The 13311-nt window shown below is 67.8% G+C and carries 14 protein-coding genes; 5 read left to right on the top strand and 9 right to left on the bottom strand.

From position 1 onward, the window contains the following. Positions 1–47: 47 nt before the first annotated feature. The 4 genes from ACW173_RS23855 to gcrA all read right to left on the bottom strand — a co-directional run bounded on the left by ACW173_RS23855 (position 48) and on the right by gcrA (position 3270). Positions 48–899 (bottom strand): M23 family metallopeptidase, encoded by an 852-nt coding sequence (locus tag ACW173_RS23855; RefSeq protein WP_492082633.1) that lies wholly within the window; start codon positions 897–899, stop codon positions 48–50. Then, positions 884–1099, bottom strand: a complete 216-nt coding sequence (locus ACW173_RS23850; protein ID WP_492082632.1) for a DUF2093 domain-containing protein — start codon at positions 1097–1099, stop codon at positions 884–886. Before ACW173_RS23850 ends, ACW173_RS23855 begins: the two co-directional genes overlap by 16 nt. Positions 1100–1127: 28 nt before the next feature. After that, positions 1128–2654, bottom strand: coding sequence for an exodeoxyribonuclease VII large subunit (xseA, locus tag ACW173_RS23845; protein WP_492082631.1), 1527 nt, complete (start codon positions 2652–2654; stop codon positions 1128–1130). 91 nt (positions 2655–2745) lie between these two features. Beyond that, a complete protein-coding gene (gene gcrA / locus ACW173_RS23840; RefSeq protein ID WP_492082629.1) occupies positions 2746–3270 on the bottom strand; it encodes a cell cycle sigma 70 cofactor GcrA in 525 nt (174 codons plus the stop codon). Between the two features lie 238 nt (positions 3271–3508). Here gcrA and ACW173_RS23835 point away from each other — a divergent pair, with 238 nt between their 5' ends. The 5 genes from ACW173_RS23835 to ACW173_RS23815 all read left to right on the top strand — a co-directional run bounded on the left by ACW173_RS23835 (position 3509) and on the right by ACW173_RS23815 (position 9011). Beyond that, complete coding sequence (locus ACW173_RS23835) at positions 3509–4330, top strand: ABC transporter permease (protein ID WP_492082627.1); 822 nt, start codon at positions 3509–3511, stop codon at positions 4328–4330. 180 nt (positions 4331–4510) lie between these two features. Next, positions 4511–5725 carry an aspartate aminotransferase family protein gene (locus tag ACW173_RS23830; protein ID WP_492082625.1) on the top strand — a complete coding sequence of 405 codons (1215 nt, stop codon included), beginning with the start codon at positions 4511–4513 and terminating at the stop codon, positions 5723–5725. Positions 5726–5794: 69 nt separating this feature from the next. Then, positions 5795–6736 (top strand): ornithine carbamoyltransferase, encoded by a 942-nt coding sequence (gene argF / locus ACW173_RS23825; protein ID WP_492082623.1) that lies wholly within the window; start codon positions 5795–5797, stop codon positions 6734–6736. A gap of 64 nt (positions 6737–6800) precedes the next feature. Then, a complete protein-coding gene (locus tag ACW173_RS23820; RefSeq protein WP_492082621.1) occupies positions 6801–8048 on the top strand; it encodes an SGNH/GDSL hydrolase family protein in 1248 nt (415 codons plus the stop codon). 45 nt (positions 8049–8093) lie between these two features. Further along, positions 8094–9011, top strand: a complete 918-nt coding sequence (locus ACW173_RS23815) for an Hsp33 family molecular chaperone (protein ID WP_492082620.1) — start codon at positions 8094–8096, stop codon at positions 9009–9011. A gap of 65 nt (positions 9012–9076) precedes the next feature. Here the strand turns inward: ACW173_RS23815 and ACW173_RS23810 are convergent, their stop codons facing one another. From ACW173_RS23810 to metZ, 5 genes are all read right to left on the bottom strand, one after another. Beyond that, entirely contained in the window at positions 9077–10024 is a 948-nt protein-coding gene (locus ACW173_RS23810) for a DUF4347 domain-containing protein (protein ID WP_492082618.1), read from the bottom strand. 115 nt (positions 10025–10139) lie between these two features. Further along, a complete protein-coding gene (locus ACW173_RS23805) occupies positions 10140–10793 on the bottom strand; it encodes a hypothetical protein (protein ID WP_492082617.1) in 654 nt (217 codons plus the stop codon). Positions 10794–10996: 203 nt separating this feature from the next. Next, entirely contained in the window at positions 10997–11329 is a 333-nt protein-coding gene (locus ACW173_RS23800) for a helix-turn-helix domain-containing protein (protein ID WP_492082616.1), read from the bottom strand. A gap of 216 nt (positions 11330–11545) precedes the next feature. Continuing rightward, entirely contained in the window at positions 11546–12010 is a 465-nt protein-coding gene (gene apaG / locus ACW173_RS23795) for a Co2+/Mg2+ efflux protein ApaG (protein WP_492082614.1), read from the bottom strand. Beyond that, the gene (gene metZ, locus ACW173_RS23790) at positions 11991–13175 is read right to left on the bottom strand and encodes an O-succinylhomoserine sulfhydrylase (protein ID WP_492082613.1); all 1185 of its coding nucleotides are present in this window, start codon (positions 13173–13175) and stop codon (positions 11991–11993) included. The genes apaG and metZ overlap by 20 nt, the downstream gene beginning before the upstream one ends. Positions 13176–13311 lie beyond the last annotated feature (136 nt).

Here is a 13311-nt window from a genome sequence, read left to right as displayed (position 1 = left end):
ACGGCGGCATAGCTAGCGAATGATTGGAACTCGCGCCAGGGGGGAAACTAGGCCCGGAATGGTCCCGCGCCAACCAGGAGGGACGGGTCCAGGTTGCGGCCGCGCCACTTCATGCGCCAGCACAGGTGGGGGCCTGTCGCGCGGCCTTCCTTGCCAGTCTCGGCGATCAACTGGCCCTGTTTGACGTAAGTACCCGTGGGCACGAGGATTTTAGACAGGTGAAGATAGGCGGTCACCAGACCTTGGCCGTGATCGACCAGGACGAGACCGCCTTCGTAATGCAATCCCGTCTCGGCGAAGGCGATCACGCCGCCCGCCGGAGCGCGCACGGGCGTGCCGACCGGGGTCGCCAGATCAACCCCATAATGGGGACGCTTGGGTTCGCCGTTCAGGATCCGCTGGCCGCCGAACCGGGCCGAGCGTCGCGCGCCCACAACCGGGAGTATGAAGCCGTCGCGAAACCCTTCCAGGTCGGCCTGGCTGGCGAAACCGGCGACCTTGCGGACATTCTCGGCGGTGATGCGCGCCAGCAGGGCCGGGTCGGTCGGCGTGACCTGCTCGGACGGCAATCCGTCGATGCGCTGGATGTCGAAGTCGCCGACCGCGATCGGCCGCTCGTTGACGGCCGAGCCGTCGGGCGTGGCGATCGTCAGCGTGCTGGCCGGCGCGGCGTCGCGGTCGAAGCCGACCACGAACCAGCCGTTCGTCGAGGCGGTGCTCAGGACCTGGCCATCGACGTCGATGGTCGCGCCGGGCGTGGTGCGGCCGACGGCATAGCCGCCCTGGATGAACTTGCCCGACAGGATGAGGCCCGGCGCGGCGGCGCGGGTCGTCGTGGCGAAGACGGTGGAAAGCGGAAGCGCGGTGAGGACCGCGCGGCGGCTCAGGCCCCTTGCCAACGCTTCAGCGCCTCGCCCGGGCCGGCATAGGCTTCCTGATGCTCGGGGCTCCAGTACCGCAGGGCTTCCAACGGGATCTGCTTGTTGGTGATGGCGCACAGCACGAAGCGGCCAGGGCTGAGCACGGCATATTCACCGTCGCCATAGTGCAGGACGGCCAGGCCGTCGGACTTGCCGAGATCACGATCGAAAGCGTTCATGGCTCTTACTTTACGCCAGTATGGGGCTTCAGAACAGATCGCCCTGATCGGTCTTGGGCGGAACCGGCCTGGGCCGTGGCGGCGCCGGCGGCGGGCGCGCCGGTGTGGCCGAGGAGGGCGGCGGCCCTTCGTTGCCGATCACCGCCTCGCGCTCGCCGTCGGCGAACTGCAGCGAGACGTGATCGCCCAGCGCCAGGGCGGCGGACGAGCGGATGATGGTCCCGTCGGCCTTGCGCACCAGCGCGAAGCCCAGCTCCATCGGCCGACGCGGGTTCAGCGACTGGCGCAGCTTGTCCAGATTGGCCAACTGGTCCTCGGCGCGAACCAGGCGGCGCTTGCCGGCCGACCGCAGGCGTTCCCAGAGCAGGGGCAGGCGCGCGTGGGTCCGGGCGCGTTCCGGCGCGCGGGTCCCGCAAGCGTTCAAGCGCGCGCCCAGGTCGGCCACCCGGTCAGCCTTGGCCGCGTGCTGACGGCGCAGGGCGTCCGGCGTCAGGCGCGCGGTGACCTTGAGCAGCGCCTGGGCGTGGACGGTGGTGTTGCGGTGCAGGGCCGCGTCCAGTCGTCCCGAGGCGATGTCGAACCGCTGCTGGGCCAGGGCCAGGATGTCGTCCGGACGGGGCAGGCCGCGCGCGGCGCTGACCAGGCGGGTGCGGCGATCCTCGATCAGGCGCGCGCCCGAGCGGTTCAGGCGGCGGTCGAAGTCGGAGATCAGGGCGCGCAACTCGGCCAGCACTGGCGTCGCCATCTCGGCGGCGGCCGTCGGGGTCGGCGCGCGACGGTCCGAGACGAAGTCGATCAGGGTGGTGTCGGTCTCGTGGCCGACGGCCGAGATCAACGGGATGGTCCCTTCGGCCACGGCGCGGGCCAAGGCCTCGTCGTTGAAGGCCCACAGGTCCTCGACCGAGCCGCCGCCGCGCGCGACGATCACGATCTCGGGACGCGGCACGGAGCCGCCGGGCGTGATGGCGTTGAAGCCGCGAATGGCCGCGCTGACCTGGGCCGCGGCGGCGTCGCCCTGCACCACGCACGGCCAGACCAGGACGTGGCAGGGCCATCGGTCGCGGATGCGGTGCAGGATGTCGCGGATCACCGCGCCGGTCGGGCTGGTGATGACGCCGACCACGGCCGGCATCGAGGGCAGGGGCTTCTTGCGCTCGGGCGCGAACAGCCCTTCGCCCGCCAGCTTGGCCTTCAGCCGTTCAAGCTGCGCGAGCAGGGCGCCGACGCCGGCGGCCTCCATGCTGTCGATGACGATCTGGTAGCGCGAGCCGGCTGGATAGGTGGTGATCTTGCCGGTGACGATGACCTCGAGCCCGTGCTCGGGCCGCACGCCCAGGCCCCGGACATTGCCCTTCCAGACGACGCCGTCGATCGCGGACTTGTCGTCCTTGATGGTCAGATAGACGTGGCCGTTGGAGTGGTGGGTGACCTTGGACAGCTCACCGCGCAGCCGCACGAAGCCGTAGCGATCCTCCAGCGTCCGCTTCAGGGCGAAGGCCAGCTCGGAAACCGAATAGGGCGGCGCGTTGGAATCGTTCGGCGCGAGGTCCGTCATGGGCCCTATCTAGAGCCTCTCCCGGAAATGGAAAATCCCGGGCAGCTGTCGAGCTGCCCGGGATCCGCCGCCTGAGAGACTTTTGTTCTTATTAGATGTAGCGGCGAAGCGAGCGGGCGAGCTCGGTGGCGCCGCCCTTTTTCTTGGTCTGCTGCGGCTGGTAGGCCACCCGGGCGTGCTCGACGCAGTAGGGGCCTTCCGAGGAGCGGCGACCGCAGAAGGTGAAGCCTTCCGACGACGGGTCGCCGATCGGCCACTTGCACATGTGAGCGCCCAGGGTCAGCACGGTGGCCGAGCCCGGCTCCTCGTGACGGAAGGCCGGCAGCGGCGCGGGGGCCGAGGCCACCGGAACCGACGACGACGGCGCTTCGACCGGCGTCACGCGGCGCGGCGCCGACGGCATGGCCTGGGCGGCCGGACGCGCCGGACGCGGAGCCTTGAAGGCCGGCCGCGCCGGTTGCGAGGGCGCCGCGCGGCCCGAGAGGCCCAGGCGGTGCACCTTGCCGATGACGGCGTTGCGCGTAACGCCGCCCAATTGCTTGGCGATCTGACTGGCCGACAGGCCGTCCAGCCAGAGCTTCTTCAAGGTCGAGACCCGTTCGTCGGTCCAGCTCATAACCCGTCTCCGCCGTTGAATGGAGAGAAGCGCGTCCCCACGCTCTTCAACCCCACATCTGGTGATCAAACCGCCCCGCCGGCGGTCGTCCTACTAGATATCGTAAAGAATGTGTTAAAACGCACAATGGGCGCCATCGACTCTGTCCACAGAAACAAGATGTTGATTCAGGCAAGCCCAAGCTTGCGGAAAGGCCCCCCAAGGCGCACATGGCCAAGCAGAACAACGGGTTGAGCCTATGAGAGACATGACGAACAGCGTCATTCCGCCGCGGCCGCGCGACTATCACGGCTGGAACTGGTCCGGGTTCGTCACCCTGTATCAGCGCGAAATCCGCCGGTTCTGGAAGGTCGGGACTCAGACGGTGGCCGCGCCGGTGGTCACCACGCTGCTCTACATGCTGGTCTTCGTGGTCGCCGTCGGCTCCAGCCGACCGGCCGTGGGCGGGGTGACCTTCGGCCATTTCGTGGCCCCTGGCCTGATCATGATGGCGATCCTGAACAACGCCTTCGCCAATTCCTCGTCGTCGCTGATCCAGGCCAAGATGATGGGCCTGACGCCCGACTTCCTGACCCCGCCGCTGTCGGCGCTGGAACAGGTGCTGGGCTTTGCCTTGGGCGCGGCGACGCGCGGCGTCGTGGTCGGGGCGGTGACCGCCATCGTCATCGGCTTGCTGCCGGGCGCGGGCCTGCAACTGGCTCACCCCTGGGCGATCGTCTATTTCGCCGTCACGGCCTCGCTGATCCTGGGCCTGGCCGGCGTGCTGGCGGGCCTGTGGGCCGAGAAGTTCGACCAGCTGGCCGCCGTGACCAACTTCCTGATCATGCCGATGACGTTCCTGTCGGGCACCTTCTACCTGGTCGACAAGCTGCCCGAGCCGTTCCGCTCGGCCAGCCACTTCAACCCGTTCTTCTATCTGATCGATGGCTTCCGCTATGGCTTCATCGGCCATGCCGACGGCTCGATCGCGATCGGCGTCGTCGCCACGGGCGCGCTGACGGTAGCGCTGTTCCTGTGGTGCTGGCGCCTGTTCGTCACCGGCTATCGCCTGAAGAGCTGACACCGGTGGCCTTTGGGGCCGCCTCGCGGCTGTCCGGGAAGATCGCCGGATTTCGTCGGCTTTTCAGCGCGCTTTCACAGTCCGTTGATTGACACGACGTCGTTCCACGGCGACAACCTGCGGCCTTCCGGTCCCCGCATGAACAGTGCGGGGGCTTCTTTCCTTTTAGGAGGGCCGGTCTTGAGCACCGCGAACGCGTCCAACTCCTCGCAACACCACATCATGGGCGTCTACAACCGCGCCCCGCTGGCGTTCGAACGAGGCCGAGGCGCGCGACTGTTCTCGACCACGGGTGAGGAATATCTGGACTGCGTGGCCGGCATCGCCACCTGCGGCCTGGGCCACGCCCATCCCGTGCTGGTCGATGCGCTGAAGGCCCAGGGCGAGAAGCTCTGGCACGTCTCCAACATCTACACGATCCCCGAGCAGGAAGTGCTGGCCGACAAGCTGTGCGCCGCCACCTTCGCCGACGTGGTGTTCTTCACCAATTCGGGCACCGAGGCGATCGAGTGCGCCCTGAAGGCCGCGCGCCGCTATCACGTGGTGAACGGCCAGTCGGAACGGATTGACGTCATCGGCTTCGACGGGTCGTTCCACGGCCGCTCGTACGCCGCCGTGAACGCCTCGGGCAACGCCGGCTACCTCGACGGCTTCGGCCCGCGCCTGCCGGGCTTCGTCCAGCTGCCGTTCGGCGACATTGACGCCGTGAAGGCCGCCATCGGCCCGACTACCGCCGCGATCATAATCGAGCCCGTGCAGGGCGAGGGCGGGGCGCGGTCGCTGACCGAAGCCCAGTTGCTGGAACTGCGTCAGATCACCCGCGACGCCGGCGTCCTGCTGATCTACGACGAAGTCCAGAGCGGCATGGGCCGGACCGGCAAGCTGTTCGCCCACGAATGGGCGCCGGGCAGCGAGCCGGACATCATGTGCGTGGCCAAGGCCCTGGGCGGCGGTTTCCCGGTCGGCGCATGCCTGGCGTCGAACGAAGGCGCCAAGGGCATGACGCCGGGCACGCATGGTTCGACCTACGGCGGCAACCCGCTGGCCATGGCGGTCGGCGCGGCGGCCTTCGATGCGATCAATACCGAAGAACTGCTGGACAATGTGAAGACCGTCGCCGGCTACTTCACCCAGCAGCTGAACGGCCTGAAGGATCGCTTCCCGGACGTCATCGTCGACATTCGTGGCAAGGGCCTGCTGATCGGCATCAAGGTCGTGCCGAACAACCGCGAATTCATGGTCATGGCCCGCGATCAGAAACTGCTGATCGCCGGCGGCGGCGACAACTGCGTGCGCCTGCTGCCGCCGCTGAACCTGACCGTCGAGGAAGCCAGCGAAGCGATCGCCAAGCTGGAAAAGGCCTGCGAAACCGCGCGCGCCAAGGCCTCGGCTTAAAACGACAACCAGCACTAGCCGCCCGCTCCGGACCACGGGGCGGGCGGAACCGTTAGGGATATGGCCAAGATGACCACCCCCCGGCACTTCATCGACCTGTGGAAGCTGGACGGCGCGACGCTGCGCCTGCTGCTCGACGACGCCCACGCCCGCAAGGCGGCCCGCGAGGGCTGGCCGCGGGGTCGGGTCGACGCCGACGCGCCGGCCAAGGACCGCGTGCTGTCGATGATCTTCCAGAAGAACTCGACCCGCACCCGCTTCTCGTTCGACGCGGCGATGCGCCAGCTGGGCGGCAGCGCCATCATCTCGACCTCGTCGGACATGCAACTGGGCCGGGGCGAGACCATCGAGGACACCGCCAAGGTGCTGTCGCGCATGGTCGACGCGGTGATGATCCGCGCCAACAGCCACGCCGACGTCAAGCGCTTCGCCCAGGTCTCGACCGTGCCGGTGATCAACGGCCTGACCGACAAGAGCCACCCCTGCCAGATCATGGCCGACATCCTCACCATCGAGGAGCATCGCGGCCCGATCGCCGGCAAGACGATCGCCTGGGTCGGCGACGGCAACAATGTCTGCTCCAGCTTCATCCACGCCGCGCCGCTGCTGGGCTTCGAGCTGAAGATCGCCTGTCCGGCGGTCTATCACGCCGACCTGCACGACCTGGCCCGCGCCGAGGGCCTGCGGGGCAAGGTCAGCATGACCACCGACGCCAAGGAAGCCGTGAAGGGCGCCGACGTCGTCGTGGCCGACACCTGGGTCTCGATGGGCGACACCGACCACGACGAGCGCCTGGCCGCGCTCGAGCCCTACCAGGTCGACGACAAGCTGATGGACCTGGCGGCCGGCGACGGCGTCTTCCTGCACTGCCTGCCGGCTCACCGGGGCGAGGAAGTCACCGACGCCGTCCTTGACGGCCCGCGCTCGCTGGTCTGGGACGAGGCCGAGAACCGCATCCACGCCCAGAAGTCGGTGCTGGCCTGGGTGTTCGGGGCCATCGGTCAGGACTAAAAAGTGGGGTGTCGCCTGGCGCGCCTTCGGTAGGCTCCTTCCCAACAAGATCGGGAGGGACCTCATGAAGGCTCGTCATTTCACCGCCGTCTGCGTGGCGGCCTGCCTCATGGCGAGCCAGGCCCTGGCGGCTGATTGCTGGCTGGGCGCCTGGGGCTTCGCGCCCACGCCGCCGGCCGCGCCGCCGCCAGCCTCCGCGCCCAATCCCGCGCCCGCGCCGGCTCCCGCGCCGCCGGCCACGCAACAGACCCCGCCGCCGCCGGCCTCGCCCTCGACCGTGACCGACGTCACCCTGCGCCAGCTGGTCCGGGTCTCGGCGGCCGGGACCAAGGTGCGCGTACGCCTCTCCAACGAGTTCGGGACCGCGCCGCTGGTCATCGGCAAGGCGGTGGTCGCGCTGGCCAAGGCCGACGGCTCGGCGGGGGAGGGCAAGGCCCTGACCTTCGGCGGCCAGGCCCAGGCGATGATCTATCCGGGCGCGCCGCTGTACAGCGATCCCGTCGACCTATCCGTGGCGGCGCTGCGGGAACTGGCCGTCAGCCTGTACCTGCCCGAGGAGACCAAGCTCCCAGCCCACAGCCTGCGACAGACCCTGTCGGACAAGGGCGACTTCACGACCGCCGCCCGCTTCGGCGACAAGCCGCTGCGCCTGGGCGCGATCGTCACCGGGGTCGAGGTCGCATCACGCCAGCCGCGGCGGGTGATCGTCACCCTGGGCGACTCCATCACGGAGGGCGCGGGCTCGACGCCGGGCGCCTACCAGTCCTGGCCAGACCAGCTGGCCGTGCGTCTGGCGGGCCGCGCGGCGGTGGTCAATGTCGGCATCAGCGGCAACCGCGTGCTGCGCGAGCGCTCCGGCCAGAGCGCCCTGGCGCGTTTCGACCGCGATGTCCTCTCCGTGCCCGGCGCGACCGACGTGGTGCTGTTGGAAGGCATCAACGACATCAATCGCGCGTTCAATCCGCAATTTGGCGAGCGGGCCAATGCCGAGGATCTGATCGGCGCCTACAAGCAGCTGATCCTGCGCGCCCACGCCAAGGGCCTGCGGATCCATGGCGGCACGCTGACGCCCCAAGGCGGCTATCGCAGCCACTCGCCCCAGACCGAGGCGATCCGCCAGGCGGTCAATGCCTGGATCCGGACCTCGGGCGCGTTCGACGGGGTGATCGACTTCGAGGCCGCCGTGCGCGATCCGGCCAAGCCCGACGCCATGGTCGCGGCCTATCAGAGCGGCGACTGGCTGCACCCCGGCGACGCGGGTTACAAGGCCATGGCGGCGGCGGTCGATCTGCGGCTGTTCGGCGTCAGATAGCGGTTCCTCTCGCTTTTTTGGAAAGACGCCCTATCTAGCCTCCCCATGACCGACATCGCCCCCAACACCGGCGTCCTCGACGACGTCGTTTCCGCATTCCAGATCGAAGGCCTGCCCGTGCGCGGCCGCATGGTCCGTCTCGGCGCCGCGGTCGACGAGGTGCTGACCCGTCACGACTATCCCGAGCCGGTGGCCAACCTGCTGGGCGAGGCGTGCGCGCTGGCCGCCCTGGTCGGCTCGAGCCTGAAGTTCGAAGGTCGGCTGATCATCCAGGCCCAGGGCGACGGCCCCGTGCGCTACGTCGTGGTCGACTACGACACCAGCGGCGGCCTGCGCGGCTATTGCCGGTTCGATCCGGAAGAGGTCGCCAAGGCCTCGGAAGGCTTCACGCGTCCGGGGGCCAAGACCCTGCTGGGCGGCGGCGTGTTCATCATGACCCTGGACCAGGGCGCGGACATGGACCGCTACCAAGGCGTCACGCCCATCGAAGGCGAGACCCTGGCCCTGTGCGCCGAGCAGTACTTCGCCCAGTCGGAGCAGACCCCGACCCGCGTGCGTCTGGCCGTTGGCCAGGTCGATACGGGCGAGGGCCCCAAGTGGCGCGCCGGCGGCATCCTGATCCAGGTCATCGCGGGCGACCAGGCCCGGGGCGAGACCCAGGACGCCTGGACCCACGTGCAGGCCTTGTTCGAGACCACCGGCGAGGACGAACTGCTGGACCCGACCCTGACGACGCCCACTCTGTTGTGGCGGCTGTTCAACGAGGACGGCGTGCGCCTGCTGGAGGAAAAGCCGCTGCGGGCCTTCTGCCGATGCTCGGAAGAGCGGATCGGCGTGGTGATGGACTCGTTCTCGGCCGAGGAAGTGGCCGACATGGTCGAGCCCGACGGCAAGGTCCACGTGACCTGCGAGTACTGCTCGCGCGTCTACAAGTTGGACCCGCCGGCGGCGGCCTCGGCCTAGATCCGACAACGAAAGAAGCGGACGGTCGCCCGTCCGCTTCTCCCCGTCTGTTTCAAGCGCGCTGACTAGAGGGCCAGCGTGATGCGCCACAGGCTGGAGGCGCGGTAGTAGACGCCCGGATTGTCGTCGTCCTGCAGCAGGGTGTGGTTGTAGACCGAGAACTGCTTCTTGATCGTCCGTTCCCCGAAGCCGAAGTGCAGGTGCAGCTGGCCCGTCAGCACGGCCGAGTGCTGGCCTGGCAGCGTGAACGGCTTATCCCAATGCACCTCGCGCACGAGCACGCGGATGTCGATCGTGTCCTCCGACCGCTGCGGGATGGCGTGATGCGGCCGATAGTGGGCGTGCTTCAGCTGCTCGAGCGTCGTGCGCACGAGGTTGCTGAGCAGGTGCAGGTGGACGTCGCCCGAGGGCGGCGACACGACCTGCGGCGGCGCGATCGTCGGCGGCACGGCCTGGGGCGTGGCCACCTGCCATTGCGAGTTGGCCTCCAGCGTGAAATCGCCGTTGCCGTCGCAATAGATCAGCCCCGTGGGTCCGTAGACATTGACGCCCACGGCCTTGGCCAGGTCGTGGAGCAGCTGGGCGCCGTCCTCGCCCGCGCCGACGTGGCAGCCATAGAGGGCCAGGCCCGTCATCGTGCCGGTCATCGGTGAGAACAGCGGGCTCCAGACGTTCTCGTTGTCGATCCCGATATGCTGGTTGGCCGTGCCGACCGCCTGGCCGGCGCCGGTGACGATCAGGCCTTCCATGCCGTGGCCGACGATGTTGGCCGTCTGGCCGCCGGGCTTCTTGGGACCAAGGCACTTGGAAAGCGCCGTGGCGGCCGTCTGGACGCTGGTGTTGGGCGAGGCGGTCGGCGTCCCGGCGCGGGCGTTGTTCAGGTAGCCATCCAGCGTGGCGTCGATCGTGACGCAGCCCGCGAGGGGATGGGTCATCTTGGGCGTGGTCGCGCCGGTTGGCGTTGGGGCAGGGGCGAGCATCGTCTCGCCGCCGTATTGGGCGGTGGTGGTCATGATGAACTCCGAATGTCAGGGAGGAGGGGCGCAAGGCGAGCCGCCTGGGCGGAGGCGGCTCGCCCGCCCTCGGCGGGGCGTCGACGCGTGGTGGGGCCGCGCCGACGCCGGGCCGTCAGAACGACACGGTGAAGGCGCCGTTGATGCCTTGGATCACGGTGGCGGTGGTGCTGGCCTGGTTGGTGAAGTCGATGGTGGCGTACTCGTTGGAGATCGTCGTGACGTCGATCACCTGGCCGGCCTGGTAGTTGCCGTCGCCGACATAGAACTTGATCACCGGGGCGATGTTGTAGATCTCGTTCGGCAGGGCGTCGAAGGTGGCCACCGGCGACGGAATGGCCGAGCCGTTGTCACGGGCCAGGCCGAACACGAAGTGGTTGTTCGGATTGAAGTCGGTCGACGAGACGATCGAGAAGCAGCCAGGGCTGGCGGAGCCGGGGCTGTTCACCTGGCTGAAGCCGCGAGCGCCGGGGGCGTTGCTGAACAGGACGGTGTCGGTCGTGGCGGTGTTGACCGGGATGGTGCCGCCGGAGTCGATGATCGTGGTCGGGCTCAGGGCCGCGGCCGGCTGCGACCAGCAGGCATAGGTGGCGTCGGTATATTGCGCCGTGTCCCAGCTGCCCTGGGTGATCCCGGGGAACGAGACCCAGACGTTGCTGTAGACCTTCGGCGCGGAGCCGCCCGTACTGACATCCGGCACTTGCATGAAGGCGAAGTAGTTCTTGTCCACGCCGGAATTGTTCAGGATCTTGATGTTGTATTGCGCCATGATCGATGTTCCTGGTTTTGAGGTCGATGTGCTCGGCGAGGAACACCGTCAATCTGAAGAGAATGTTGTTTCTTTGTTTTGATCTGTGCTCTTCGCCGATGTCCAAAACCTAGATTTGTCTTGCGGAGATAAATAGATCTGGCGGCTTGCGCTGCGAGCAAACGAGCGCGTCAAAACTTGCGCTGGGCTCAAGGCGGTCCTGCTCAGGGTGTCTGGGTCACGTCGTCCAGCAGGGCCAGCAGGTGGACCCGGGCGGTGCGCCGCAGCTTGCGGACGATCTGGACGAGTTCGAATTCTTCGGAGACCAGGCTTTCGGTCGTGTGGCCGTCCATGTCGCCGCGACCCAGCACCAGCCAGTCCAGCGAGATGTCGAGCACCTCGGAGATGCGCGCGGCGTTCTCCAGGGACATGGGGCCGCCTTTGCGCCAACGGCTGATGGCGCTTTCGTGCACGTCTAGGTCCAGCGCCAGGGCCATCATCTTGGAGATGCCGCGACCCTTGATGGCGTGGCTAAGCCGATCCCCCCTGGACTCCATTACTCTGCCACTCAAAGGGACGAGGCCGAACCGAGCCGCGCCCATCCCAGGCGAAAGTTATAGAAAACAACCGGTGTTCGTATCCGGTATTGATTTACCTTATGGTTGCATTTTCGAGCGTGCTCGCGAAAACACGGGGCGCGCGAATTTCACCGCGACCGGATCGCCGTTCGCAGAGTGTGATCGGTCGTCAGGAGGGGAGGCCTGGGCGGGCGCCTAGTTCAGCTTGGACGCCGCGCCGGGCAGATGCAGCGAGAACTCAGGGATCTCGACGTCGAACACTTCGCCTTCGTCGGTGACCATCGCATAGCTGCCCTTCATCGCGCCCGAAGGCGTGGGCAGGGGGCAGTTGGAGACATAGCGGAAGGCCTCGCGGGGCTTCAGCTCCGGCTGTTCGCCGACCACGCCCGAGCCCTCGACGTCGTTCACGCGGTTGAAGGCGTCGATGATCGTCCAGCGGCGCGACACCAGGGTCACCGTCTCCTGGCCATGGTTCTCGATCTCGACCGTGTAGGACCACAGATAGAGACCCTGCTCGGGCGAGGATTCCTCGGCCGCGTAGGTCGGAAAGACGCGCACGACGATGTCGCGCGTCCGTGCTTCATAGGCCGCGCCATCCTGGCCGCGACGACGCCGCATCCGCTGCATGGGCGGAGAGGTTTCACGCCTGATCGAGCGCACGGATCACATCCCGCTTGAGGTCTTCGACGCTTTCCAGGCCCACCGACAGGCGCACGCCGCCCTCGGTAACGCCCAGCATCGGGCGTTGCTCCTCGGGCACCGAGCGGTGCGTGGTGGTCGGCGGATGGGTCGCCATGGATTTCGCGTCGCCCAGATTGTTGGAGATGTCGACGATCTCCAGGGCGTTCAGGAACTTGAAGGCCGCTTCGCGCGAACCCAGGTCCAGAGCGATCACGGTGCCGCCGCCGGTCATCTGCGACTTGGCGACGTTGTGGCCCGGATGGTCGGGGCGGAAGGGGTAGAGCACCTTCTGGACCTTCTTGTGCTCGGCGATGGTGTTGGCCAGGGCGAAGGCGCTGTCGGTCTGGCGGCGGACGCGCAGGTCCAGGGTCTCGAGGCCCTTGACCATGACCCAGGCGTTGAACGGCGACAGCGACGGGCCGGTGTGGCGCAGCATGTCGCGGTAGAACTCCTCGTTGATCGCCTCGCTGGTCAGGATCGCGCCGCCCAGCACGCGGCCCTGGCCGTCGATGTGCTTGGTGGCGGAATAGACGACGATGTCGGCGCCCAGCTCCAGCGGCTTCTGGAAGATCGGGGTGGCGAAGACGTTGTCGACGATCACCTTGGCGCCGACCGCGTGGGCCATCTCGCAGACGGCGCGGATGTCGGTGATTTCCAGCACGGGATTCGAGGGCGTCTCGATCAGCACCGCCTTGGTGTTGGGGCGCATCGCCGCTTCCCAGGCCTTGGGATCGGTCGCGTCGACGAACGTGGTCTCGACGCCGAAGCGCGGCAGCCATTCGCTGACGATCCAGCGGCACGAGCCGAACAGCGCGCGGCCGGCCACCACGTGGTCGCCGGCGCGGACCAGGCCCATCAGGGCGGCGTGAATCGAGGCCATGCCCGTCGCCTGGGCGCGGCACACCTCGGCGCCTTCCAGCAGAGCCAGACGGTCCTCGAACATCTTCACGGTCGGATTGTTGAACCGCGAATAGACGAAACCCGGGTCCTCGCCGGCGAAGCGGCGGTCGGCGCCCTCGGCGCTGTCGTAGGTGAAGCCTTGCGTCAGATAGAGCGCCTCGGCGGTCTCCATGAACTGCGAGCGCGCGATCCCCCCACGAATGAGCTTCGTCGCGACGTCCCAGTCTTTTGGATCCTCGGCCACGGGCCTTGCCTCTCTTACGCGTAAAACCGCCGGCATAAGGAGCGGCGAGGGGGTCTTGGTCAAGCGTCAACGCCCCATCCGCGACCGGAGAATTGTCACGGGCGAAAAGCGTATTGTCACAGGCGAGCAAATTCAG

The sequence above is a fragment of the Caulobacter sp. ALps2 genome, assembly GCF_058681635.1.
Note: the sequence above shows the minus strand (reverse complement) of the source record. Positions and strands in the feature narration are given on the sequence as shown.

What these genes read in the sequence shown, in the direction of transcription:
- argF (WP_492082623.1), top strand. Translation starts at nt 5,795, where the DNA reads ATGACCACCCCCCGGCACTTCATCGACCTGTGGAAGCTGGACGGCGCG.
- ACW173_RS23805 (WP_492082617.1), bottom strand. Translation starts at nt 10,793, where the DNA reads ATGGCGCAATACAACATCAAGATCCTGAACAATTCCGGCGTGGACAAG.
- ACW173_RS23850 (WP_492082632.1), bottom strand. Translation starts at nt 1,099, where the DNA reads ATGAACGCTTTCGATCGTGATCTCGGCAAGTCCGACGGCCTGGCCGTC.
- ACW173_RS23800 (WP_492082616.1), bottom strand. Translation starts at nt 11,329, where the DNA reads ATGGAGTCCAGGGGGGATCGGCTTAGCCACGCCATCAAGGGTCGCGGC.
- xseA (WP_492082631.1), bottom strand. Translation starts at nt 2,654, where the DNA reads ATGACGGACCTCGCGCCGAACGATTCCAACGCGCCGCCCTATTCGGTT.
- ACW173_RS23815 (WP_492082620.1), top strand. Translation starts at nt 8,094, where the DNA reads ATGACCGACATCGCCCCCAACACCGGCGTCCTCGACGACGTCGTTTCC.
- gcrA (WP_492082629.1), bottom strand. Translation starts at nt 3,270, where the DNA reads ATGAGCTGGACCGACGAACGGGTCTCGACCTTGAAGAAGCTCTGGCTG.
- ACW173_RS23810 (WP_492082618.1), bottom strand. Translation starts at nt 10,024, where the DNA reads ATGACCACCACCGCCCAATACGGCGGCGAGACGATGCTCGCCCCTGCC.
- ACW173_RS23820 (WP_492082621.1), top strand. Translation starts at nt 6,801, where the DNA reads ATGAAGGCTCGTCATTTCACCGCCGTCTGCGTGGCGGCCTGCCTCATG.
- ACW173_RS23835 (WP_492082627.1), top strand. Translation starts at nt 3,509, where the DNA reads ATGAGAGACATGACGAACAGCGTCATTCCGCCGCGGCCGCGCGACTAT.